This window comes from Metabacillus halosaccharovorans, assembly GCF_002019635.1.
GTDB lineage: Bacteria > Bacillota > Bacilli > Bacillales > Bacillaceae > Metabacillus > Metabacillus halosaccharovorans.
Map to the genome: position 1 here is coordinate 1654700 of NZ_KV917371.1, position 24055 is coordinate 1678754.

The following is a 24055-nucleotide window of genomic DNA, read 5'->3' on the forward strand; positions in this document are numbered from 1 at the left end:
AAGTACGTTACATATTTTGATGTGCCCTTTTTACACAATCTTATGCTACAAAATAATCGTCTATTATTAGCTTACTTATCATGATTTTAGAGCTTGTTTTAGTTGAATAATTTCCATTGCAATTTGGGCTGCTTCTTTGTATTGCTTATTTCTTTCAGCCTCAATTTTTTCTACTTCTTTTTCTTTTATCATTAACATTTTTTGATGATTCAACACCTGTTTTATATAATCTGAAAGTTCTTGTTCACTCACCTCAGAATTCAGGGTAATCATTGCAATGTTGGATACAATATGTTGTAATTCAGGACTCGGCAACTTCGATAAAAATGAACTAACATTTTCTTCATTTCCTTCTTCATAAAAAGCGTATAAATAAGTAACAATTGCTTTATGTTCTTCGATATTAAATTGAAGTCCAAGTCGTTCCAAAACTTTTTCTGCCATATCTTTGCTTCTTAACATGTGACCGATTAACATTCTCTCAGCGGTATGAAATGCGGGTAATAACCGCTTGGATTGGATCGGCTTTCTTTTTGGCTGTTCCTGGGTAGTGATTTTTTGCTGCTGCGGAGTTCTTTGCCTGTTCTTCTGTTGTTCTTTCTGCAAAATCTGCTGCTTTAAAACCTCCATCGATAGGTCAAATTCCGATGATAATTGTTTTAAATAGATCTCCTTTTCAACTGCATTGTCCAATTGTGCTAGTTCACTAATGACATTTTCAATATACTGAAGCCTTTCTCCTTCATTTTGAAGGTTTTTGCCTCTCCTGTAATAGGACATTTTAAATGTCATGACCGGAACACTGGCCCCTATTACATCAAGCTTGAATTTTTCAGATCCAAACTTATTAATGTAGTCATCAGGGTCTAATCCATCAGGAATCATCGCAACCTTTAGCTTACAACCGGCCTCTTTAAGGATCTTTGCAGCTCTATTTGTAGCCTCAATTCCGGCTGAGTCAGAATCATAACAAATAATCACCTCTGAAACATTTCTTCGAATGATCTTTGCCTGTTCCTCGGTAATAGAAGTTCCCATTGTAGCAATTGCTTGCTCAACGCCTGCCCTTGTTGAAGAAATAACATCAGCAAATCCTTCAAACAATACAACCTGCTGATTTTTTCGAATATGTACTCTAGCACGATGAAAATTATAGAGTAATTTACTTTTATTAAATATTTTTGTTTCAGGACTATTAAGATATTTAGGCTTCTCGTCTCCAAGTACACGTCCCGAAAATGCAATCGTATTCCCATGGTGGTCCATGATCGGAAACATAATTCGATTCCTGAACCGATCAAAAAATTCTTCGTTTGAGTTGTTTTTTTTAACTAATAATCCTGCTTCCTCCATTAAGGATAAGGTAAATCCCCGCTTTTCTAAAAACTTTTTCACAAAGTCCCAAGAATCTAAGGAGTATCCAATCTCAAACGTATCAATGATGTCTTTAGTAAATCCCCTGCTTAAAAGGTAGTCTAATGCGTGCTGACCTTCCTTTGTGTTTACAAGTAAATGATGGTAGAATTTTTTTAACAGCTCATGAGCTTCGATCATTTTCTCTGAGTCTTTTGAAATTGTGGGTCCTGGCCCCTGCTCAAGTGAAGGTATGCTTGGTAATTCAATATTAGCTTTGTCAGCGAGATGTTGCGCTGCTTCAATAAATGAATATCCTTCGTGCTGAATAAGAAATGAAAAAACATTTCCACCAGCACCACAGCCAAAGCAATGAAAAATCTGTTTGTCTGCTGAAACTGAGAACGAAGGGGATTTCTCGCCATGAAACGGACAAAGTCCAAAGTAGTTGCGTCCTTGTTTCTTCAATTGAACATATTCACTTATTACATCAACAATGTCAGAAGTTCTTTGTATTTTTTCGATTAATTCCTCGGGAATTCGATTTCCCATGCTAACAACCCCGTATTACAGATATTCGATATTTATTTAAGATCTCCTGCATGTTTCGACAAAATCTTTTCAAATGTTGTGATAAAATTCAAGGTATCTTCATCTGTAAATTTTTTCGGACCTTTTGTAAATTTACCACTACGTCTTTCTATAGCAGATAAATAACGAAACTGAAGAGCTGTATCAATATTTTCTTCTGTATATTGCTTTCCCCTGGGTGTAATAAAACAAACGCCTTTTCGTATTAAAAGACCAGCTAATCCAATGTCTTGTGATATTACCATATCACTTCTGCTGACATGGTTAACTATGTATAGATCTGCTTCTTCTTTACCTGTATCAACAAATACCCATTGTCTCCCATAGGTCTTATCAGAAGTGTGGTTATAGGAAGCTACAAAAACAACATCCATTTCGTATTTGTTGGCAATTAGCATGATCTCTTTTTTTACAGGACAAGCATCAGCATCGACAAAAATCTTCATCGTTTTTTCGCCATAATTCTCTATTCTACATCACTCCGCAATTTCCTTCTACCTAATACACTTTTGTACTGAATACTATTCGTGAGAAAGACCTTAAATTCCTTTTTGTCGAAAATTATTTTATTTATTCTCTTGACAGTTTACAAATAATAGTTTATTCCCATATGTCAAGTTCTAAACCTAAAAAAAGTATTTTTATCACAATTTTTTATTATAATACAAGTGTTTCTAAATTTCTATCATTTTTTCAACAAAATAATCGACTCACCTAATTGAGAAAAGGATGACCTACAAATCCCCTTTGTTATGCCATCCTTTTAAACTCATCCATTTTGATTATTCATAAAGTTAGCGATTATATTAGCTGTTTCCTCAACTGCTTTGTTTGAGACATCAACCACTTTACAACCAATTCTTTCCACTACCTTATCAAAATAGTTAAGTTCTTCTTTAATTCGATCTATGTTTGCATAAAAAGCTTCATCATTTAAGCCAAGAGATTTGAGCCGCTCTCTCCTAATATTATTTAACTTCTCCGGCATAATACGCAGCCCGATGCATTTTTGCGGTGAAACTTTGTACAATTCTTCTGGTGGCTCAACTTCTGGTACAATCGGTACATTTGCTACCTTGAATCGTTTATGTGCTAAATATTGAGATAAAGGTGTTTTAGAAGTTCTTGATACACCTATTAATACGATATCTGCTTTTAAAATCCCTCTTGGGTCTCTTCCATCATCGTATTTTACAGCAAATTCAATAGCTTCAACCTTTTTAAAATAATCATCATCCAACTTTCTAACTCGTCCAGGCTCATACTTGGCCGTTATTCCATATGAAGTTTCCATTTTATCAATTAATGGTCCGATTATATCGTAATAAACTACTCCTTTTTTATTTGCCTCTTCAATTAGATACTCTCTCAGCTCAGGGACAACAAGAGTGAAACATACTATTGCATTATCTTTCTTAGCTAAAGCAAGAACCTCCAGAATAGTTCCTTTATCTTCAACATAAGGAATGCGCTTTATTTTTGTGTTTGATGAGACTCCATTAAATTGACTTGCTGCTGCTTTTACTACCAGCTCAGCTGTTTCACCAACAGAATCTGATAAAACATAGATCAATTGATAATTCATTTTCATCCCCATTTCTTATGCTATATTTAGTCATTTAGGAAGCTAACCAAGATTTTCGTCATATTTGTTTTCGTAATTCTCCCGATTACCTCATAGCCCTTTTCAGTTTCTTTGACAACAGGTAATGCATCAATCTGTTTATCTATTAACACTTGTGCAACGTCAATAATGTAGTCATCAGGCTTGCACACCGTAATGTTTGGCATTCTTGTCATGATTATATTTACAGGAATAGATGTAAGTTCCTGCTTGCCAATACTCGTCCGCAAAAGATCCTTACGGGAAAGCACGCCAACTAAAATAGATTGCTCATCAACAACAAACAACGTTCCTACATCTTCTAAAAACATCATGCAAATCGCATCATAGACTGATACATTGATACTGACGACTATTGGAATAGACTGATAATCCTTTACTTGAAGCTTTCTTAGCTGTTCTGTAAGCATATGAGTATTTGTTTTTCCTGTAAAATAATATCCTACTCTAGGTCTTGCCTCTAAGTAGCCAGACATTGTTAATATAGCTAAATCCGGGCGAAGTGTTGCTCTTGTTAAATTTAATTGATCAGCAATCTGCTCACCTGTTATTGGTCCATTTTCTTTAACAATTTCAACAATTTGCTCCTGCCTTTTATTCAGTTCTATTTTCCTCACCGCCTTGCATATTCATTTTTAAACAGAAAATTTGTGGCACAAATGATTTATACTTGTTTGTTAATAAATTATATCTCAGTTTAAATATTATAGATTTCAGATTAAACAGAGCCTAAACTAATTATATACTTTACACTGTTTTTGAAAAGGAATAAGTTTTAAATCTAAAGACTATAGAAAAAGGGCTGACGTCTTTGTCAGTCCCTATTCATCTTGAATTTTACTTACTTCACCAAAATAACATTCATTTTTGCGAATGATTCAATTAGTTGAGATAATTTATGCATTTGTGCCAATCGATTACGTTTTATTTCTTCATTATCTGACATAACCATCGTATGGTCAAAATATTCGTTGATGACAGGCTTTAAAGATGCCAGTGCTTTGTAAACATCCTCAGCATTGTTTAAAGAGTCTATTTTCATGTTTGTTTCTGTATAGGCATTAAATAATGCTGTTTCATAATCACTTTCAAAAAGCTCACTATTAATGTCGCTTTCCGTAGCCTTTTTCGCTATGTTCATCACACGGGCAAGTGCCTCGATTGTTTCTTTGAAATCTGTATGAGATGAAACATCTTGAAGTACTTTTGCTCGAGCTACAATTGAATTAGCCTCTAGCACCGAAGATTCTAACACAGCATCATTTAAATCATAGCGGATTTTCTCTTCAGCCAAACGGTATTTTAATCGCAATTTAAAGAATGAAACTAACTCCCCAAACGCCTCTTTTGATTTCTTATCATCATATTGACTAAGCGCCAGTTCAAACAATTGCGATAAGCTAATTGTCCACTCTTTAGATAATAAAATTTGCAGAATTCCACTTGCTTGTCTTCTAAGAGCATAAGGATCCTGTGATCCGGTTGGAATCTTACCGATCGCAAAGAACCCTACGATTGTGTCCAACTTATCAGCCAGTGCAACGATTGCACCTACATTTGACTCCGGTGCAGCATCCTCTGCATGTCGTGGCATATAGTGCTCATTTATAGCAACCGATACTTCTTCTTTTTCTCCACTTAGACGTGCATATTTCTCCCCAATTTTCCCTTGAAGTTCAGGAAATTCATAAACCATATGAGTAACTAAATCGAATTTACAGATTGATGCGGCCCGTTCAACATTTCCTTTTTCATCATTTTGCAATTGCACCATATCTGCTAATTGTTTAGACAGATTAACTATTCGGTTAACCTTTTCTCCCAAAGTTCCTAGCTCTTCATGGAATACGATTTTGTCCAGTTTTTTCACAGCATCCTCTATCTTAAGCTTTTGATCTTCCTGATAGAAGAAATTTGCATCAGATAATCTTGCACGTAATACTTTTTCGTTTCCTCTTGCTACATTTTCTAAATGGTTTTGATCTCCATTTCTTACTGTAACAAAAAATGGCTGAAGTTGTCCTTCATTATTTCGCACCGGGAAGTAACGCTGATGTTCCTTCATTGTTGTTACAAGCACTTCATCAGGTAAAGAAAGATACTCTTGTTCAAACGTCCCATAAAGTGCGGTTGGGTACTCAACAAGATTATTCACTTCTTCTAGAAGTTCTTCATCCACTGGGATTACCCAATTTTTTTCGTTTTCTAAATCAACCAATTGTTGACTAATCGCTTCTTTTCGTTTGACAGGATCAGCGATCACAAATTGCTCTAACAAAGCAGCTTCATATAGTGAAGGAGAGGCAATCTCTACCTTATTTCCGAGAAAACGATGTCCATATGTAAATGAATCTGTTTTAGCACCGGCAATTTCAAATGGAATAACATCTTGACCAAAGAGTGCAACTAACCATTTAATTGGACGAATATACCGTAATTCTTGGCTTCCCCAACGCATATTTTTAGGGAAAGTAAGACCTGTGATTAATTCACGTGTTTCTAACAGTAAATCTTTTGCTTCTTGCCCTTTAACAAATTTTTGGACATGAACATATTCAACACCATTGATTTCTTTAAAATAGATATCTTCAACAGATGCACCTTGTCCTTTTGTAAAACCAATTGCAGCTTTTGACCAATTTCCATTTTCATCGAGCGCTATTTTTTTCGCAGGACCCTTTGCTTCTTCCTCAATATCCGGTTGCTTTTCAAAAACATCCTTTACAAGAACAGCCAATCTTCTTGGAGTTGCATATGTTTTTACTTCTCCATGAGATAACTGCTTTTCTTCAAGCCATTTTGTAAGCTTTTCAGCAAATTGGTTCATCGCAGGTGTTACATAATGGGCTGGTACTTCTTCTAAGCCAATTTCTAGTAATAAGTCTTTTTTACTCATGTTCTTTTCCTCCTTCCTGTAACATTGGGAAGCCTAATTTTTCACGCTCATCATAAAATGTTTTTGCTACTTTTCTAGCTAAGTTTCGAACACGACCAATATAGCCTGTTCTTTCTGTAACCGAAATTGCTCCTTTTGCATCAAGTAGGTTAAAGGTATGTGAGCATTTTAATACATAATCATAGGCAGGGTGCACAAGACCTTCGTCCATTTGTCTCATTGCTTCTTTTTCATAAATCGAGAACAATTCAAATAACATATCAGTATTAGATGTTTCAAATGTATACTTTGAATGTTCATATTCCGGCATTAGGAAAATATCGCGTATTGTATATCCATCTGTCCATTCCAGATCAAAGACATTTTCTTTATCTTGAATATATGACGCTAGTCTTTCGATACCATATGTTATTTCTGCTGATACCGGCTTACATTCTAAGCCGCCAACTTGTTGGAAATAAGTGAATTGTGTAATTTCCATCCCATCAAGCCATACTTCCCAGCCAAGGCCTGCACAACCTAGAGAAGGATTTTCCCAGTTATCTTCAACAAATCGTATATCATGCTCCAAAGGATTGATACCCAAGGCACGTAATGAATCTAAATATAACTCTTGTATATTGTCTGGTGAAGGCTTCATAATAACTTGAAATTGATGATGCTGATAAAGTCGGTTAGGATTTTCCCCATAACGGCCATCTGCAGGTCTTCTGGATGGTTCTACATAAGCAACCTTCCATGGTTCTGGTCCTATACTTTTTAAAAAAGTATAGGGACTCATTGTTCCTGCACCTTTCTCAGTATCATACGCCTGCATAAGCACACACCCTTGATCAGACCAGTGCTTTTGAAGAGTTAATATCATGTTTTGAATATTCATATCCAAACACCTCCGTGAATAATAAATAATCTCTGACTAAAGACAAAACAAAAAGCTCTCATCCCTATGTCAGATTATTGACATAGGGACGAGAGCTAACCCGCGGTTCCACCCTAATTGCTTATATGTATAAGCCACTTTAGAAGAATTTGCTCCGGAATGCCTTTCCTTACGATTCAATCCTTAGCTTTCACCATCCTAAGGTCGCTTTCATTTGAGTCTTTCGCAAGTACTTCTTTCCATCTACACAAAATGTTAAATTATAATTGCATCTTAATCGAAATTTTGAAGGATGTCAATATCCCCTATTTAAGCTTTCCCTTTAATGAGTCTAATTGATCAAGAAATCTTTTAGACTTAATTGTTAAGCCGGAATACTCTTGATAATACGCATCAATAACTAACTTTAGTTCGTTTTTTGTTTCTTGCTTTACTGAAATATTACCCAGTCTATTTAAATCAAAATAAAAGAACAGTCGAAGAAGCTTTCCTGTCATAGGAGTAATTTTTATACGATATGGGTCAACTTCGAAGCATCTGTGACATAGGAAGCCACCTTCTCTGATCGAAAAATGAAAAGTACCATCTTTTTGCCCGCAATTTGTACAACAATCAAGTTGAGGGTGAAGTCCTAATACAGGAAGCATTTTCATTTCAAAGATATAAAGTAATATGTCCGGATCTACATCTTCATCTAAATAGGTAAAAGTTTGCATTAATAACTCAAATAGAAATGGATTTCTTTCCAGATTTTCTGTACTCTTGTCCAACAATTCTGCAATATATGAGGCATATGCTGTAAGAAAAATATCTTCTCTAATACCCCTTAAAGACTGTATAGTCTCTCCTTGCTGGAGACTTCCTAATCCACTGGATTTTTGAAATAAAAAGGAGCCATAAGTAAAAAGCTGGGTGATAGACGTAAGGCGACTACTTGGTTTCTTTGCGCCTCTTGCCATAACCCCAACTTTTCCTAGTTCTCTTGTATATAGTGTAATAATTTTGTTTGTTTCACCGTAATCAGTTGATCGGATCACAATTCCTTCACATTTTTGTAGCAAAATATCCCTCACCTTTCAAAGGTTCAGGCAAGATCAGGAAATTGGAAAATCTAATTCAGCTAGTTCATCTTCTTGAGAATCGGGTCCTTCATCATTCTCCTTTTCCAGTTCCTTAAAAAGAAGATACGTATCAATGCTACCTGTTTGCGAAAAAACTTTCCAGGTAAAATCCAACATATAAACCCCACCTTTCAGTTGTTAAGACTAGCAAGCATCATTCCAATTTCTTTATCGTTATCTTGACCTTTTCTTCTACTTTTCATGTTAAACAATTTTTGCTAAATCTTAAGATGAATATTATCTTTTTTAGTACTCATCTTCTCTAAAACCATAGTCTCTCAGCTGTGAAGCTTTGTTACGCCAATCCTTCTGGACTTTTACCCAAAGTTCCAAAAATACTTTTGATCCCAAAAGCGCTTCAATGTCCACTCGGGCTCTTTTTCCGACTTCTTTTAACATACTTCCTTGCTTACCAATGACTATTCCTTTTTGAGAATTACGCTCAACAATAATGGTTGCCCCTACATAGATTGCAGCATTATTTTCTCTGCGTTCAAGAGTATCCATCACTACAGCTATAGAGTGTGGAATTTCTTCCCTAGTTAAGTGTAAAACTTTTTCTCGAATTAATTCTGTAATAATAAAACGCTCTGGATGGTCTGTTACTTGGTCTTCAGGATAGTATTGTGGCCCTTCTGGTAAGAGATCTTCAATCTGCTGTAATAATGTATCAATATTATTTCCTTGCAGAGCAGAGATAGGGACAATTTCTTTAAATGGATAAAGCTTTTTATATTGTTCAATTAAAGGTAAAAGTTCATCCGGGTGAATTTGATCAATTTTATTAATAATTAAAAATACAGGTGTATTGGTTTGTTTTAGCCTCTCAATGATAAATTCATCTCCGCGCCCGTAACCTTCTTCAGCATTGATCATAAATAATACTAAATCAACTTCTTTTAATGTATTCTGTGCTACTTTCATCATAAAGTCACCCAGTTTATGTTTGGGTTTATGAATGCCAGGCGTGTCGATGAAAATCGTTTGAGATTGGTTCGTCGTATAAACTCCTTGTATCTTGTTTCGAGTTGTTTGCGGCTTATCGCTCATAATGGCAATTTTTTGTCCGATTACTCGATTGATGAATGTTGATTTCCCAACATTAGGTCTTCCTATTATTGAAACAAATCCTGATTTATATGGTTGATTATGATTCATGTAAATCCTCCGCTGAAAATGCTCCCGGTAGTAATTCCTGTACTGTAAGTTCTGTAATATCACCATGGAGGTTTGTTAATATAACTTTCATATCTTTTGGACAAAGCTCTGAAATAACTTGACGGCATGCACCACATGGAGGTACCGGTCTATCCGTGTCTGCTACAACAGCCATAGCAGAATAAACCTTATCTCCTTCTGAAAATGCTTTGAAAATAGCTGTTCTTTCAGCACAATTACACATGCTGTATGCGGCATTTTCAATATTGCATCCCTTATATACTTTGCCATCTTGAGTTAATAAAGCCGCTCCTACTTTAAACTTTGAGTAGGGAGTATAAGCCATTTCCCTTGCTGCTTTTGCTTCATCGATGAGTTGTTCAATTTTCACTAGAGTTTCTTCCTTTCTATCCTGGCTAATGACTTTACTCTTCTTTATTTTAACTAATTTTCACAGTAATTTCACGCCTAATTCTGCATTTGTAATTTAATTGTAAGAATTTTCGAAAATTAATTAAAATAGACTAAAAATGATGTTCGAACTCCTTACAAGTCTCTTGAAAACACTTTTGTTTTATGAGGCAAAAAGGTGATTGGTAATCAGGATTATTCCAATTATAAATGAAAGAATCGCGTAAACCAAAACAGCCCCTGCCGCTGCATCCTTAGCAGCTTTAGCTAACGGATGCTTTTCACTTGTTATCATATCGACAACACGCTCTATCGCAGTATTAATCAGTTCAAGTGCCAGCATACCACCGATTAAAAACAGGACAATCATCCATTCGATGATTGAAAAACGTAATACCATGCCGGTTATAAACATAATAATTGATATGGCAACATGTATTTGAAAGTTTCGTTCAGATTTAAATGTGGATACAATTCCATTCCAGGCATATTGGAAACTCTTATAAAAACGTACCCATTCAGAATTCTTCGGTTCTTTTGAGTCCATAATTATTTAATATTTCCTTTTGTTTTGTAAACATCACTTTTTCCTCAGAATCTGTCATATGATCATACCCTAGTAAATGTAATAAGCCATGTACTGATAAAAAGCCCAGCTCTCTCATGAAAGAATGACCATATTCTTCTGCCTGCTCTCTTGCTCTTGGAATTGAAATAATAATATCGCCAAGCACACGGGGCTGATCACCCCCTACTATTTCTAGTTCTCCCTCACTCATCTCTTCAAGAGCAAATGAAATAACATCTGTTGGTTGATCTTTATCCCGGTATTCACGATTGACTTCTTGTATACGTTCATTTGTTACAAATGTGACCGACAGCTCTGCACCTTCAGAAACGTCTTCCACATCAGCAGCAAATTGAAGAAGCTCTTCAACAGTCCTTATTTGTTCCTCTGTTAATTCATTTGTTTCATCATGACTGTCAATTGATAGTCTCATTATTTCACCTTCTGTTTTTTAGTTAATTCGGGATACTCAATCCGCGAATGGAAAATCCCTTTTAAAGATTCGCAAAATGATTTGGCGATAATATCTAATTCTTTTAATGTGATATCACATTCATCTAATTGATGATCTTGTAATCGATCAGAAATAATCGATCTGACCAATTTTTCAATTTTCTCTGGTGAAGGGTTTGCCATAGAACGTACTGCAGCCTCTACACTGTCCGCGATTGAAATAATGGCAATTTCCTTTGTTTGCGGCTTAGGTCCTGGATAGCGAAACTCTTCTTCATAAATTGAATCATTTGATTGTTTAGCTTGATGATAAAAGTATTTTAAAAGTGTTGTGCCATGATGCTGCTCGGCAATATCGATAAACTCTTTCGGCATTTTATGCTTTCTTAACATTTCAACACCATCGGTTACATGAGCAATGATAATATTCTTACTAAGTTGTGCTGACAGTTTGTTATGTGGATTCTCAATATTCATTTGATTTTCTATAAAATACTGAGGCCGCTTTGTCTTCCCTATATCATGATAGTATGCGGCAACTCTTGCAAGTAATCCATTTGCCCCAATGGCTTCACATGCTGATTCACTCAAATTGGCGACCATTACACTGTGGTGGTATGTACCAGGTGTTTCCGTGAGAATTTTTCTAAGTAACGGATGATTCGGATTTGATAACTCAATTAATTTCATTGTTGATAAAATACCAAACCCTGTTTCAAAAAATGGCATGAAACCTATTGTTAAAACAGAAGACACAAGCCCAGATACGCACGCCATAATAAAATAGGAGCTTATTTCAACATTTGAGTAGCCGCCGTTTCTGATTAACATAATCGCTGTTAAAGCAAGGATATTAACACCGGCAACAAATAAACCTGCCTGCAGGATTTTTGAACGAAGATTGTGTTCTCCTAAAAATAATACTGCTGCCAAACATCCAAAAAGATAGTAAATTCCAACTGAAAAGTTAAAACTTCCTGTTACACCTTCATTAAAAATAACACTTCCGCAAACTGCAAAAATCATACTTGTCCATATAGCTAGTCGCTCATTTAACAATAATTTAACCAGCATGACTCCCATTGCAACCGGCACAATATAGCCAATATGCGTATAATCAATTTTCTGAAACAAGCTAATGATCTTCATTAGAAGAATTGTAATTGCAAATATCAAACAATATAATAACAAAAAATTATGCTTTTTAGAAATGGGACTATCTTTCTTCTCAAAGAAATACACAACGCCTGATATTATCAGGAGCACAAATATCCCGAGTCCTAAAAAGGGTTTCATGGATTGTTGATCATCCAGCAAACCAACCAGGCCTAACTTTCTGTAAATTTCGCGATTAATCAGCTCATTTTCTTCAACAAGTATTTGCCCCTGTTTAATTTGGGCTTCTTTTACGCCGTCAATGGCTAACTGCCGCTGTTCTTCAGTTGCGGTTAAATCAAATACATAGTTTGGTGTAATGGCGAAACGGGCTAAAAATATGGCAGAATCCATTATTTCAGTTCGCATTGACGTGTATTGCAGTTCTTCCTCGACCTGTTTTTTTGCTTCTGTCAGCTGAACAATAGGAATTTCTTTGCTCATGACATTGTTTACAACTGTTACAACAGCGTCCTTTGCCAAAACAACTTCATCATCCGTAGTTTCTAGTAATGGAAGAAATGTTTCACCAGGAATTTTTTTATTAATCGAAGGTGTTAGTTTTTCTTGTACTTTTTCAACTTGTTCCTCCACAGTTGGTTTTGCAGAATCTGAATTTGCAGCCTCTTCTTTTCGCACTTCAATAACTGTGTCAAAAATTGAAGAAATTAAATCTACTTGTTTTTCAGTTATTTCTTTTTTCAAAACATATTGATCTTCTACAGAATCATACGCTTCTTGGCGTTTCCGCTCTGTTTCTACCTTATCCTCGACAGTTGCTGGAGCATATATCGTTTCATCAGAAACAGTAAAAAGCTCAATATCAAGCGTTTCAGGCTTTACATTACTATATAGGGCAACAAATATTACGACAGCTAATATTGCATATAAAAAAACATATAAAAATCGATATTCTTTAAATTTCTCTACTATTCTATTCGTTTTTTTCACTTCTTTTGAGTTAGGTTTTTTCTTTTTCAACTTTGCACCACCCTCTAAACACCTTCAAACGAAAGGCTTTTTTTACCGTTCTTCTTCCATTATTCAATTTTATCGAAAAATGTTCAACTATTAAGACAAAATATGACAAAAAAAGCTCTTTTTGCAAGCACTTTCATTTATACTCACCAATTAAATAAATATAGTTCTCTAGCTATTTTTGACACCGATCTGCGAAAAAGAAAGTGACCCGTTTCAAACTTCCCGGGTCACGATCCTTCTTTAGAATTTTCATATGCCGTAATAATTTTTGCAACAAGCGGGTGTCTGACAACATCAGATTGTTCAAGATGAACAAAAGACAAACCACTCACATTAGTTAGAATGTCTTTAGCAACAGACAACCCTGATTTTACTCCTTTTGGCAAATCTACCTGTGTAATATCACCTGTTATGACCATTTTTGATCCAAATCCCAATCGTGTCAGGAACATTTTCATTTGCGCAGGTGTGGTATTTTGGGCCTCATCCAAAATAACAAATGCATCATCAAGGGTTCTACCTCTCATATACGCCAACGGGGCGATTTCAATCGTACCACGTTCTATTAAGCGTTGAGTATGTTCCATCCCTAACACATCATGTAAAGCATCATATAAAGGTCTTAGATAGGGATCTACTTTCTCTTTTAGATCACCGGGTAAAAATCCTAGGCTCTCCCCTGCTTCCACTGCAGGCCGTGTTAAAATAATTCGTTTTACAGATCCCAGTTTCAAAGCATTCACAGCCATCACAACGGCCAAATAAGTTTTTCCTGTTCCGGCAGGACCGATTCCAAAAACAAGATCTTTATTTTGAATAGCTGAAATATAGTGGCGCTGCCCCAATGTTTTGACTCGAATGGATTTACCTTTGGCTGTTTTAGCAATTTCTTGGATATAAAGATTCTCTAACTGATCTAACTTTTTTTCCTTCGCCATACTAATGGCATAAAGAACATCGCGTTCACTTATGTTTATCCCTTTTCGGATGATGAGGAGTAAGGATTTTAATAATTCATCTACAAGTTGTACATGTTCAGCATTTCCTGAAACATATACACCTTCTCCCCTTGTTACGATGGATACGTTTAGTTCTTCTTCAATTCTTTTTAAATGAATGTCATGGTTTCCAAAAAGCGCTATCGCTTCATTTGGATTTTCTACTTGCTGATTCATTGTCACTAATTCTTCTGGCATTCTTTAGTCTCCCTGAACAATTGGTGTGGTTTTCACAATATTTTCAATTGCTTGATATAGTACGGTTAACCTAACTTTACCATTCTCATTCGTTTGGTGCAAAACTTTTTCTCCAGTTACCTTCTCTTTATCATCTAAATTCCCCTCTATATCCTTTCGGCCACGATCTAATGCAGCCTCCTTGGCTTGTTCAACTGTATATTTCCTCGTAACTTCTTCTTTTTCAAGGTAGGTTTCATTTGCATATGCGATCGGCAACGTAAAATTCAAAAACTTCAAGTGATAAACATCATCTTCCACTTCAAACGTTTTATACGTGTTTTTTCCAAATCCCCATATTGGAATCCTAAAATTGCCTATTTGAAGAAAATGCTTATCCTTATTATCCCCAGTTAATACTTGAAAAGTCGTATTTAAAGGAATTGTAATTGTTGTTTTATACCAGGTCTCACCATAAATTTCAGCTTTTGCTGGAACTTTCTTTTGGTCCTCTTCCTTACCGATTAAACCTGAAACTAAAACTTGTCCTTTTGTTACGTGTTCATTCAATGTAGTTAATGGCTGCCCCTGCTCGACAAACATTTTTTTAATAACTGCTTCTTTTTCTGCGACAATGTTTCTTGGACTTACAAGTTCTTCTTCTTCAGGTTGATTTTTTTCTACAACTTTTAAATGATAGGTTGTTCCCATCAGTTCAACTCCAACCCATGTAATTTGCTCAATATTATCAGTTAAGGATTTTTGTATATCATCCGGATTCTCAACGAAAAATTGAAGCTTACCTGTTTTCACTCCAATTCTCGCTAATTCTTTTTTTATAATATGTTCTGTTTCCGGTGATGCACCCTCAACCTTAATTCCCCAAATCATATTTGATAAAACAAATATAACAACTAAAAATGCCAATAAACCAAGTACAAATCCACTGTTTTTCCAAGACTTCCTTATTAAGAAAGGAAAACCTGCTCTCCTTTCAAACCGGCATTTACATTCATTTTTTCTTACAACTGAACGAAGGGCATGTACATCTTGGAGGCGAATAAAAAAACTTAAGCTATTATTTTTGCTGCGCTTAACTTTCCAAATAACGATATTCTCCCTCATACAGTCATTTAAAAACCTTTCTGTTCCTCTTCCCTCGATATTGACTTTTACAACACCATATAGATAACTAGTCCATTGATTTTTCATCCTTCTCCCCCTTGTAAACCACATTACACTTAAATGCTCTATTCTATTTGTCTGCTGTGTTTCTTTCAGATGATCCACAGCAGACGCCAGAGATCATGTCCCAAGATCCTTTTTGGTTTTTATCCTGAGTACATTTAACAAAAAAGAAATTATGTTTCATCGAGATATAAAACTTGAACGATTTTTCCTTCTAATAAAATTTCTTCCGGTAGGATCGTCTTTATGACAAAGGCCTCGCCTTTAATTAATAATTGTCCCTGCTTGAGTAATAGGCGAAGCTCAGTATCAGTGAATTTTAGGAGTCCACGATGATTTTCTATGTAAATATGAAGCTGTCCAACCATCGTAATTCTAGGAAGATCCATCATGACATCCGGCGGTAGTTCGATTGTGTTAGTGATCCATCGTGTAAGTTGCTGGCGCCATTTTTTTGCCATAAAAAAAGACCCCCTTTCATCTCATATGTATGAGAGAAAATGAAGTCTTATAACAGATTATTTGATAAGTTACGAATGTCTTCTCGTTTTTGTATAATGTGGATTTTTTGCACGGGGCGGCCCTAATATTTCACTCCAAATAACACCTTGGGCTGCCTTATTTTGATCAATAACAAGATGATTTTGCCGAACATTTCGATTAACTGAAAGTGTTCGCTCCTGAGGCATGACGGACTTTGGTTTAGGTTGCTCTTTTACAACCCTTACCTCTATCTCTTTTTCTGAAGAACGCTGCTTCATCTTCTCATATGCCTCTTGTACCGTTTGAAGAGGTGGCTTACTTCCATCGTTTCTTTTTTTAGATTCAACAGTTGTCATGACAGGTTTTGGTACCGGCCTTGCAGTTGGTCTAGGGTTTTGCCTAGGTTCTTGACGAGTTTTTGGTTGATTAGGTACTTTTTGCTTGTTTTCTTCTTTATTACTTTTATTGGTAAAGAGTCTTGAAAACAACCATACAAGAAATGCCCATACGATTGGATTGGAAATGATATCTGTAATATCCATGTTTTCTCCCTCCTTTTGTGAGGAAAGGGAATGAAGCCCAATCTTTCATCCCCTTATTATTTACAACTATTAATATTGCTCAGGATCACTTTGATCATTATTTGTTTTTCCAATTGAATCTCTCATCTCAGTATCAGCTGAAATATTTTTGATGTTCATATAATCCATCACACCAATATTCCCAGAACGTAATGCCTCAGACATAGCAAGAGGAACCTGTGCTTCTGCTTCCACAACTTTCGCTTTCATCTCTTGGACACGAGCAAGCATTTCTTGTTCCTGTGCTACAGCCATTGCTCTTCTTTCCTCAGCTTTTGCCTGTGCTATTTTCTTATCTGCCTCAGCCTGCTCTGTTTGTAATTCAGCACCGATATTTTTACCGATATCAACGTCCGCAATATCAATCGAGAGAATTTCAAAGGCAGTACCTGAATCAAGGCCTTTACCTAATACTGTTTGTGATATCATATCAGGGTTTTCTAGAACTTTTTTATGGTCTCTTTGAGAACCGATTGTACTAACAATCCCTTCACCAACACGAGCAATAATGGTATCTTCCCCTGCTCCACCGACCAAACGATCTATATTAGCTCTAACAGTAATCCTTGCTTTTGCTTTAACTTCAATACCATCCATTGCTACACCGGAAATGAATGGCGTTTCTATGACTTTAGGGTTAACACTCATTTGTACAGCTTCTAACACGTCACGTCCAGCTAAATCGATTGCTGCAGCACGTTCAAACGTTAAATCAATATTTGCTCTTTCTGCTGCTATTAGTGCATTTACAACACGGTCTACATTTCCTCCCGCTAAATAGTGACTTTCTAGCTGATTTGTCGTAACACCAAGCCCTGCCTTATGTGCCTTAATTAATGGATTAACTACTCTGCTTGGGATTACTCGACGTAATCTCATCCCGATTAGAGTGAAAATACTAATTCTTACACCTGCAGCTAAGGCAGAAATCCACAGTGCGATTGGCACAAACGTAAAGAATACACCCAAAAAGATTAAACCTAAAATAACGAGTCCAATTAATAAGATACCAGATGGATCCATTGTTATATTCCTCCTATTTTCCTAAATATTAATATTAATCATTTAACTCTCTCACAACAATACGTGAGCCTTCAACTTTAATCACTTTAACCTTTTGACCTTTTATAATATACCCGCCTTCAGTTACGACGTCCAGTCGTTCATCATTAATAACCGCTGTCCCAGAAGGTCTTAATGTTGTTAAAGCAATACCTTCTGCTCCAACTAATTCACGTCTGGAAACATTTGATACATACCCACTTTCGGTATTTGTTGAGTCACGCAATATTAGCTTTTTAAAGATATTCATACGCTTTCCAAACACCTTTACTAATAGAATAGATGCTGCAAATGCTACAGCAAAAGAAATCAATAATGATATCGTCATATGAACGAAATTCCCTGACGCAACATACAAACTGCCAATAACGCTTGCAAAACCTAGTATACCTAATATCCCGCCAGGTACAAATAATTCAGCTATTAAGAAAATAACCCCTAATATAAAGAGTATTATGGCTTCCATCCCTGCCAGACCAGCTACTAGGTGCCCGTAAAAGAATAAAAGCAGTGCAGAAATTCCCATAAACCCAGGAACTCCAAATCCTGGTGAATAAAGCTCCACAACTAATCCTAAGCTGCCTATAGATAAAAGAATTGGAACAACAACAGGGTTTGTAATAAATCGGGCTATTTTCTCTGCAAGACTTTCCTCGGCTTTTAAGACTTCTGCACCCTCAAGGTCAAGTTGAGTTAACAAGTCTTCTAAGCTTGAAGCAGTTCCTTCTGAATAGCCAACTTCTAATGCCTGCTTTGTTTCAAGAGTTAACAAATCACCCTTGCCGGCACCATATTCAGGAATATCTACATCTTTATCGGCCATAGCTAACGCAAATTTAGGATCACGGCCATTTCGTTCTGCAGATTCCCGCATTTCAGACAGCCACAAAGATTGTGCTTTATCATCAGCTGCATTCCCATCACCTGTGATAATTGCTGCAGACCCCATTTGACTGCCTGGCGCCATATAAATTTGATCAGCATTTAATGCAATATAAGCTCCAGCTGATATAGCGCGTCTATTTATATAAGCTGTTATTGGAATCTCACTTGAACGAAGGGTATCTGAAATTTCCATGGCTCCGTCAACTGCTCCACCAAGAGTATCAATTTCCAGGATAATATGATCTACATTTTGTGTTTGTGCTTCATTAATATTTCTTTTTATATATTGAGAAAGTCCTTTTTCAACAGTTTCTTCGACAGGAATGACATAAACTTTTTGAGTCGAATCAGCTTTAGCTATTGCCTGATACCCTTGATAAAAACTAAGCAAAAAAGCAAAAGCAATCAAAAATAGAAAAAACTGTTTTTTCACTTATTTCCCTCCTTTCACTTTAATAGTTCATGGTTGGACCAGACGCAAATTGCTTCTTGGCTCAAGCTCTTAAAAGCCCGAATTGAACACTGAAAATCTAAAGCTTAATCAGATAATAGTAATACGAATGTAAGTGCAAAAGGTTTCAATAATTTTATGTATACGTTATCTCACTTCTTATTAGTCTTTTTCTTATATTAGTTTGTTTACTTTTGCAGATAGTAAAAACACCTTGCTAAGGCAAGGTGTTTTACTCATTTATGATAGCTGTTGTTGCACAAGCTTATTAACAAGACTTCCGTCTGCTTTACCTTTTACTTTGGGCATAAGTGCTCCCATGACTTTCCCCATGTCGGCTTTAGAAGTAGCATTTACTTCTGAAATAGTCTTTTTTACAATTTCAGAAACTTCTTCCTCGGAAAGCTGCTCAGGCATATAATCGACAAGTATATCGATTTCTGCTTGTGTTTTTTCAACTAAGTCCAAACGATCAGCATTTTTGAATTCCTGGAGGGAGTCTTTTCGTTGTTTAAGTTCGCGAGAAAGAACCGTCAATTCTTCTTCAGCAGACAATTCGTTATTGCCAAGTTTAATTGCTTCATTTTGTAAAGCAGCCTTGACCATACGAATAACAACTAATTTGTCTTTTTCTTTGTTTTTCATCGCTTGTTTCATGTCTTGATTCAACCGATCAAGAAGACTCATACGTACACCCTCTTTTAGAATTTGCGCTTTCTAGCTGCTTCAGACTTTTTCTTACGCTTTACGCTAGGCTTTTCATAGAATTCGCGCTTTCTAGCTTCTTGTATTGTACCACTTTTTGATACAGTACGTTTGAAACGACGAAGAGCATCTTCAAGCGACTCGTTTTTACGAACGACCGTTTTTGACATTCTCTTTCCCTCCCTCCGAATACAACCAATCGACATCTTGTAAATAAAAACATGTCTATAGATAAACATGTACTTTGACATTATAATATAATGAATAATACAGGTCAACTCATATCATAAAAAGATCTTGGTTTCTGAATAAGTTTAAATGTTAAGTTTATTTTATGCAGATTAAAATTGTTTGATTGTACAAATTGACCAGATGTTATCAGATTTAAATTAGTAATCTGATGTTGAAGCTTCTCCTTTTATAATGGCTACTCCAGAGCTTGCTCCTATTCGTGTTGCACCAGCTTTTATAAGTGCCTCTGCACCTTCTGTATCTCTTACTCCTCCTGAAGCCTTTACACCTATTGTAGGACCTACTGTTTTTCTCATTAGTGAAATATCCTCTACAGTAGCGCCACCTGTTGAAAAGCCTGTCGAAGTTTTCACAAAGTCTGCTCCTGCTTTTACAGAAAGTTCACAAGCTCTAACTTTTTCTTCTTCAGTAAGCAAACTAGTTTCAATAATAACCTTCGTTAACGCTTTCCCATTTGCAGCGTCAACAACTGCTTTTATGTCTTTTAGAATAAGATCATCGTTTTTATCCTTTAGTGCTCCGATATTAATGACCATATCCACTTCTGTTGCACCTTTTTCAATGGCATCCTTTGTTTCAAACGCTTTTGTTTCAGGTGTGTTTGCCCCTAGTGGAAATCCAATCACTGTGCAAACCTTAACTTCTGAATTCTTTAGTAACTGAGCAGCTGTTTCAACCCATGTCGGGTTTACGCAAACGGATGCAAATTTATACTCAGTTGCTTCCTGACAAAGCTTTTCAATAACATCTCTGGTTGTATCTGCTTTCAAGGCTGTATGGTCAATCATATTCGCTATTTTAGACATTATGTATCGTCTCCTTATTAATAGTTGTCCGACCTCTTACATCTTAACATTTATTCTGTATAAAAACGAGTACAAAATTAATTTGTACTCCATCACTGCTTTTTATCACATTATCATTATATATTTCAAAAGGGCCAGCATTTTTTATGCTGACCCTTTTGAAATCATGATGTTAATCGTACTTTTTCAGTTGGTTTGTGAATATCTTCCATTACTTTTACAAACTGACCCTCATTGTAGGGGTACCCGGCTTTCGTAATTTTCACTTTAACAATTTTTCCAACCATTTCTTCATTTGCAGGTAATACAACCTTCAAGTAGTTATCTGTATAACCTACATATAAATCTTCGTTTTGCTCTTCTTTATATCTTTCTTCAGGAATAACCTCTAACACTTCATTTTCAAATTGTGAAGAATATTCCTTCGCAAGTTGGTTAGAAAGTTCAATTAATCGATGAACACGGTTATTTTTAATTTCTTCATCTATTTGATCATCCATGCGAGCAGCAGGTGTTCCTGTACGCTTGGAATAAGGAAAAACATGGAGCTCAGAGAACTTGTATTTTTTTATGAAGTTATAAGTTTCCATAAATTCTTCTTCTGTTTCACCTGGGAACCCAACAATAACATCAGATGTTATGGCTAAGCCCGGCAATGCTTCTTTTAAGCGATCTAAACGTTCCGCAAAAAACTCCATTGTATATTTTCTGCGCATACGCTTTAATACTGTGTCAGATCCAGACTGAATTGGGATGTGCAAATGACGTACAACCTTGTCTGATTTCTTAAGGACCTCAATAACTTCATCTGAAATCTGACTCGCTTCAATAGAAGAAATACGAATACGTTTCAGTCCTTCTACTTGTTCATCTAAATCTCTTAATAGCATAGCAAGATTATAATCTTTTAAATCTTCACCATAGCCCCCTGTATGAATTCCTGTTAGTACGATCTCTTTATATCCAGCGTTAACTAGCTGCTGAGCTTGTGCAACAACCTCTTTCGGATCACGTGAACGCATTAACCCACGAGCCCACGGAATAATACAGAAAGTACAAAAATTATTACATCCTTCCTGTATCTTTAATGAAGCTCTTGTACGATCAGTAAAAGATGGTACATCAAGTTCTTCATATACACGTGTCTTCATGATATTTCTAACACCGTTAATCGGCTGTCTTTCTTTTTTAAATTGTTCTATATACTCAAGCATTTTTACACGATCTTGAGTTCCTACAACAATATCTACACCTGGTATCGCCATAATTTCAGCAGGTGAAGTCTGGGCATAGCATCCTGTTACACAAATAACACCATCAGGATTTTTTCTAATCGCACGTCGAATAACTTGTCGACTTTTTTTATCACCTGTGTTTGTTACTGTACACGTATTAATGACATATACATCTGCAACTCGTTCGTATTCTGTCCGCTCATAGCCAGCTTCTTTAAATAGCTGCCAAATGGCTTCTGTTTCATAATGATTTACCTTGCAACCTAATGTATGAAATGCTACTGTAGGCATTATTTATCACCTCGATAGTTCGAAATAATAAGAAACAGCAGATAATAAATATAATGGCGCTGTTTCCGTTCTTAAAATTCTTGGTCCAAAACTGCATATATAAAAACCAGTTTGCTCTAATCTTTCAATTTCCTTCTCTGTTAGCCCGCCTTCAGGTCCAAATACAACCAGAAGTGAACTGCCTTCTTCTAATTTTTCGAAAGCTTTAGCAAGATTTTTCTTTTCACCTTGCTTTGCCGACTCTTCATAAGCTACGACCTTCACATCATAGCTTTTTGCTAACTCTATAATATGTTGGAAATCACAAGGCTCTAAAACCTCAGGTATTTTATTGCGGTATGACTGTTCAGAAGCTTCCTTTGCAATCTTATTCCAACGCTCAAGCTTTTTCCCGATTTTCTTTGCTTCAAGCTTCACAATTGAACGAGCAGCATTAAAAGGGATAAATGAAGAAGCACCTAATTCGGTGCCTTTCTGAATGATCCATTCAAGCTTATCCCCTTTAGGCAACCCGCTCGCAATGGATATAGATACAGGTAATTCACGATTCACTGTCATCCATTCTAATACAAAACATTGAACCTGGTCATTGGTAATTTCAACAATTTCACAGAGAGCTTCAAAACCATCCTTCGTACAGCATATAATCTTATCGCCTGCTTGCATACGCAAGACCCGCAAAATATGATGGACATCATCACCATTAACATAGATAGTTGTCTCAATATTAGTTTTATCTTCTTTAATAAAGTACCGTTGCAAAAGAAACGCCTTCTTTCCTTACTTCTTTTTTGCTATAAACGCTACCCAGTCTTCCATGACCATTGTTTCTTCAATGACAAAGCCTGCATTTATTAGGGCTTCTTTTACTTCCTGTTTTTTATTTTGAATAATTCCGGACGTGATGAACGTTCCGTTATCTTTTAATACATCATAAGCTTTGTCTATGAAACGAACAATAATTTCAGCTAATATATTTGACACTACTAAGTCAACTGGTCCTTCAACACCATCTAGTAAGTTTTTTTGTGAAACATTTACAACGTTTTGAACCTTATTTAGCTTCACATTCAGTTTTGCGCTCTCAACAGCTACTTGATCTAAATCATACGCTTCAATTTGTTTAGCACCTAGTAATCCAGCTGCAATACTTAACACACCAGACCCTGTACCGACATCAATGATCGTGTCTTCCTTTTGTACGGTACGTTCTAATGCTTGAATACATAAAACCGTTGTAGGATGTGTACCTGTTCCGAATGCCATTCCCGGATCAAGCTCAATGATCAGTTCATCAGAACTTACCGGCTCATATATTTCCCATGTTGGAACAATGGTAAACTTTTCAGAAATCTTTACGGGATGATAATATTTTTTCCATGCCGTCGCCCATTCCTCTTCATTTACCTCACTTATTGTAATATGATTTCTTCCCAGATCAATATCATATAACAATAGATTGTTGATACCGGCTTTAATTGCATCAACAGTTTCCCCAAGAAAGCTATTCACGGGTAAATAGGCTTTTACAACAACGCCCTCTTCAGGATAATCGGTTGGATCGAGTTGGTAGATTTCACCTAGTGCGGTACTACGTTCTTTCATTAAATCTGCAAGATCCTCAATGACTACACCACTCGCTCCAGCCTCATGCAGGATATTTGAAATAGGTTCAACTGCTTCTTGTGTTGTATGAACACTTAATTCTGACCATTTCATATCTACCAACTCCAATCCTAAACCATTAAAA

General features: G+C 36.1%; 25 protein-coding genes and 1 other annotated feature. All 25 genes read right to left on the reverse strand.

What is annotated here, in order from left to right; all coding sequences use genetic code 11:
• Positions 1-78 precede the first annotated feature (78 nt).
• Positions 79-1905 carry a DNA primase gene (dnaG, locus tag BK577_RS07625; protein ID WP_078432364.1) on the reverse strand — a complete coding sequence of 609 codons (1827 nt, stop codon included), beginning with the start codon at positions 1903-1905 and terminating at the stop codon, positions 79-81.
• A 32-nt stretch (positions 1906-1937) separates the two neighbouring features.
• Positions 1938-2390, reverse strand: coding sequence for a YaiI/YqxD family protein (locus BK577_RS07630; protein WP_078432365.1), 453 nt, complete (start codon positions 2388-2390; stop codon positions 1938-1940).
• Between the two features lie 323 nt (positions 2391-2713).
• The gene (locus BK577_RS07635) at positions 2714-3529 is read right to left on the reverse strand and encodes a pyruvate, water dikinase regulatory protein (protein WP_078432366.1); all 816 of its coding nucleotides are present in this window, start codon (positions 3527-3529) and stop codon (positions 2714-2716) included.
• 26 nt (positions 3530-3555) lie between these two features.
• Positions 3556-4185 (reverse strand): transcriptional regulator CcpN, encoded by a 630-nt coding sequence (gene ccpN, locus BK577_RS07640; protein WP_139367282.1) that lies wholly within the window; start codon positions 4183-4185, stop codon positions 3556-3558.
• Between the two features lie 224 nt (positions 4186-4409).
• The gene (gene glyS, locus BK577_RS07645) at positions 4410-6464 is read right to left on the reverse strand and encodes a glycine--tRNA ligase subunit beta (protein ID WP_078432368.1); all 2055 of its coding nucleotides are present in this window, start codon (positions 6462-6464) and stop codon (positions 4410-4412) included.
• Positions 6457-7344: a glycine--tRNA ligase subunit alpha gene (gene glyQ / locus BK577_RS07650; protein WP_078432369.1), complete on the reverse strand. Its 888-nt coding sequence runs from the start codon at positions 7342-7344 to the stop codon at positions 6457-6459. Before glyQ ends, glyS begins: the two co-directional genes overlap by 8 nt.
• 81 nt (positions 7345-7425) lie before the next feature.
• Positions 7426-7599, reverse strand: a binding site (T-box leader).
• A gap of 50 nt (positions 7600-7649) precedes the next feature.
• A complete protein-coding gene (gene recO / locus BK577_RS07655) occupies positions 7650-8405 on the reverse strand; it encodes a DNA repair protein RecO (RefSeq protein ID WP_078432370.1) in 756 nt (251 codons plus the stop codon).
• Positions 8406-8438: 33 nt separating this feature from the next.
• Positions 8439-8582 carry a YqzL family protein gene (locus BK577_RS07660; RefSeq protein ID WP_078432371.1) on the reverse strand — a complete coding sequence of 48 codons (144 nt, stop codon included), beginning with the start codon at positions 8580-8582 and terminating at the stop codon, positions 8439-8441.
• A gap of 129 nt (positions 8583-8711) precedes the next feature.
• A complete protein-coding gene (gene era / locus BK577_RS07665) occupies positions 8712-9623 on the reverse strand; it encodes a GTPase Era (RefSeq protein ID WP_078432372.1) in 912 nt (303 codons plus the stop codon).
• Positions 9613-10044 carry a cytidine deaminase gene (locus BK577_RS07670; protein WP_169908258.1) on the reverse strand — a complete coding sequence of 144 codons (432 nt, stop codon included), beginning with the start codon at positions 10042-10044 and terminating at the stop codon, positions 9613-9615. The genes era and BK577_RS07670 overlap by 11 nt, the downstream gene beginning before the upstream one ends.
• Positions 10045-10197: 153 nt before the next feature.
• On the reverse strand, positions 10198-10581 hold the full coding sequence (locus BK577_RS07675; protein ID WP_078432374.1) for a diacylglycerol kinase family protein: 384 nt from the start codon (positions 10579-10581) through the stop codon (positions 10198-10200).
• Entirely contained in the window at positions 10553-11035 is a 483-nt protein-coding gene (gene ybeY, locus BK577_RS07680; protein WP_078432375.1) for an rRNA maturation RNase YbeY, read from the reverse strand. The genes BK577_RS07675 and ybeY overlap by 29 nt, the downstream gene beginning before the upstream one ends.
• Complete coding sequence (locus BK577_RS07685) at positions 11035-13191, reverse strand: HD family phosphohydrolase (RefSeq protein WP_078432376.1); 2157 nt, start codon at positions 13189-13191, stop codon at positions 11035-11037. The genes ybeY and BK577_RS07685 overlap by 1 nt, the downstream gene beginning before the upstream one ends.
• A 227-nt stretch (positions 13192-13418) precedes the next feature.
• On the reverse strand, positions 13419-14387 hold the full coding sequence (locus tag BK577_RS07690) for a PhoH family protein (protein ID WP_078432377.1): 969 nt from the start codon (positions 14385-14387) through the stop codon (positions 13419-13421).
• A gap of 3 nt (positions 14388-14390) precedes the next feature.
• Positions 14391-15578, reverse strand: a complete 1188-nt coding sequence (gene yqfD / locus BK577_RS07695) for a sporulation protein YqfD (RefSeq protein ID WP_078432378.1) — start codon at positions 15576-15578, stop codon at positions 14391-14393.
• A gap of 149 nt (positions 15579-15727) precedes the next feature.
• Positions 15728-16015 carry a sporulation protein YqfC gene (gene yqfC / locus BK577_RS07700; RefSeq protein WP_026558703.1) on the reverse strand — a complete coding sequence of 96 codons (288 nt, stop codon included), beginning with the start codon at positions 16013-16015 and terminating at the stop codon, positions 15728-15730.
• A gap of 69 nt (positions 16016-16084) precedes the next feature.
• Entirely contained in the window at positions 16085-16579 is a 495-nt protein-coding gene (locus tag BK577_RS07705; protein WP_078432379.1) for a hypothetical protein, read from the reverse strand.
• Between the two features lie 69 nt (positions 16580-16648).
• Positions 16649-17641, reverse strand: a complete 993-nt coding sequence (floA, locus tag BK577_RS07710) for a flotillin-like protein FloA (RefSeq protein WP_078432380.1) — start codon at positions 17639-17641, stop codon at positions 16649-16651.
• A gap of 34 nt (positions 17642-17675) precedes the next feature.
• Positions 17676-18998 carry an NfeD family protein gene (locus tag BK577_RS07715; RefSeq protein ID WP_078432381.1) on the reverse strand — a complete coding sequence of 441 codons (1323 nt, stop codon included), beginning with the start codon at positions 18996-18998 and terminating at the stop codon, positions 17676-17678.
• A gap of 258 nt (positions 18999-19256) precedes the next feature.
• Positions 19257-19703 (reverse strand): GatB/YqeY domain-containing protein, encoded by a 447-nt coding sequence (locus tag BK577_RS07720; RefSeq protein WP_078432382.1) that lies wholly within the window; start codon positions 19701-19703, stop codon positions 19257-19259.
• Between the two features lie 14 nt (positions 19704-19717).
• A complete protein-coding gene (rpsU, locus tag BK577_RS07725) occupies positions 19718-19891 on the reverse strand; it encodes a 30S ribosomal protein S21 (protein WP_015595024.1) in 174 nt (57 codons plus the stop codon).
• A 219-nt stretch (positions 19892-20110) separates the two neighbouring features.
• Positions 20111-20779, reverse strand: coding sequence for a deoxyribose-phosphate aldolase (deoC, locus tag BK577_RS07730; RefSeq protein ID WP_180321204.1), 669 nt, complete (start codon positions 20777-20779; stop codon positions 20111-20113).
• A 164-nt stretch (positions 20780-20943) separates the two neighbouring features.
• Entirely contained in the window at positions 20944-22305 is a 1362-nt protein-coding gene (mtaB, locus tag BK577_RS07735; protein WP_078432384.1) for a tRNA (N(6)-L-threonylcarbamoyladenosine(37)-C(2))-methylthiotransferase MtaB, read from the reverse strand.
• Between the two features lie 6 nt (positions 22306-22311).
• The gene (locus BK577_RS07740; RefSeq protein ID WP_078432385.1) at positions 22312-23067 is read right to left on the reverse strand and encodes a 16S rRNA (uracil(1498)-N(3))-methyltransferase; all 756 of its coding nucleotides are present in this window, start codon (positions 23065-23067) and stop codon (positions 22312-22314) included.
• Between the two features lie 18 nt (positions 23068-23085).
• On the reverse strand, positions 23086-24024 hold the full coding sequence (gene prmA, locus BK577_RS07745; RefSeq protein WP_078432386.1) for a 50S ribosomal protein L11 methyltransferase: 939 nt from the start codon (positions 24022-24024) through the stop codon (positions 23086-23088).
• Positions 24025-24055: the final 31 nt, after the last annotated feature.

Coding starts and splice junctions, on each gene's coding strand:
- dnaG (WP_078432364.1), bottom strand. CDS start 1,905: ATGGGAAATCGAATTCCCGAGGAATTAATCGAAAAAATACAAAGAACT.
- BK577_RS07630 (WP_078432365.1), bottom strand. CDS start 2,390: ATGAAGATTTTTGTCGATGCTGATGCTTGTCCTGTAAAAAAAGAGATC.
- BK577_RS07635 (WP_078432366.1), bottom strand. CDS start 3,529: ATGAATTATCAATTGATCTATGTTTTATCAGATTCTGTTGGTGAAACA.
- glyS (WP_078432368.1), bottom strand. CDS start 6,464: ATGAGTAAAAAAGACTTATTACTAGAAATTGGCTTAGAAGAAGTACCA.
- glyQ (WP_078432369.1), bottom strand. CDS start 7,344: ATGAATATTCAAAACATGATATTAACTCTTCAAAAGCACTGGTCTGAT.
- BK577_RS07660 (WP_078432371.1), bottom strand. CDS start 8,582: ATGTTGGATTTTACCTGGAAAGTTTTTTCGCAAACAGGTAGCATTGAT.
- era (WP_078432372.1), bottom strand. CDS start 9,623: ATGAATCATAATCAACCATATAAATCAGGATTTGTTTCAATAATAGGA.
- BK577_RS07675 (WP_078432374.1), bottom strand. CDS start 10,581: ATGGACTCAAAAGAACCGAAGAATTCTGAATGGGTACGTTTTTATAAG.
- ybeY (WP_078432375.1), bottom strand. CDS start 11,035: ATGAGACTATCAATTGACAGTCATGATGAAACAAATGAATTAACAGAG.
- BK577_RS07690 (WP_078432377.1), bottom strand. CDS start 14,387: ATGCCAGAAGAATTAGTGACAATGAATCAGCAAGTAGAAAATCCAAAT.
- yqfD (WP_078432378.1), bottom strand. CDS start 15,578: ATGAAAAATCAATGGACTAGTTATCTATATGGTGTTGTAAAAGTCAAT.
- yqfC (WP_026558703.1), bottom strand. CDS start 16,015: ATGGCAAAAAAATGGCGCCAGCAACTTACACGATGGATCACTAACACA.
- BK577_RS07705 (WP_078432379.1), bottom strand. CDS start 16,579: ATGGATATTACAGATATCATTTCCAATCCAATCGTATGGGCATTTCTT.
- floA (WP_078432380.1), bottom strand. CDS start 17,641: ATGGATCCATCTGGTATCTTATTAATTGGACTCGTTATTTTAGGTTTA.
- BK577_RS07720 (WP_078432382.1), bottom strand. CDS start 19,703: ATGAGTCTTCTTGATCGGTTGAATCAAGACATGAAACAAGCGATGAAA.
- rpsU (WP_015595024.1), bottom strand. CDS start 19,891: ATGTCAAAAACGGTCGTTCGTAAAAACGAGTCGCTTGAAGATGCTCTT.
- deoC (WP_180321204.1), bottom strand. CDS start 20,779: ATGTCTAAAATAGCGAATATGATTGACCATACAGCCTTGAAAGCAGAT.
- mtaB (WP_078432384.1), bottom strand. CDS start 22,305: ATGCCTACAGTAGCATTTCATACATTAGGTTGCAAGGTAAATCATTAT.
- prmA (WP_078432386.1), bottom strand. CDS start 24,024: ATGAAATGGTCAGAATTAAGTGTTCATACAACACAAGAAGCAGTTGAA.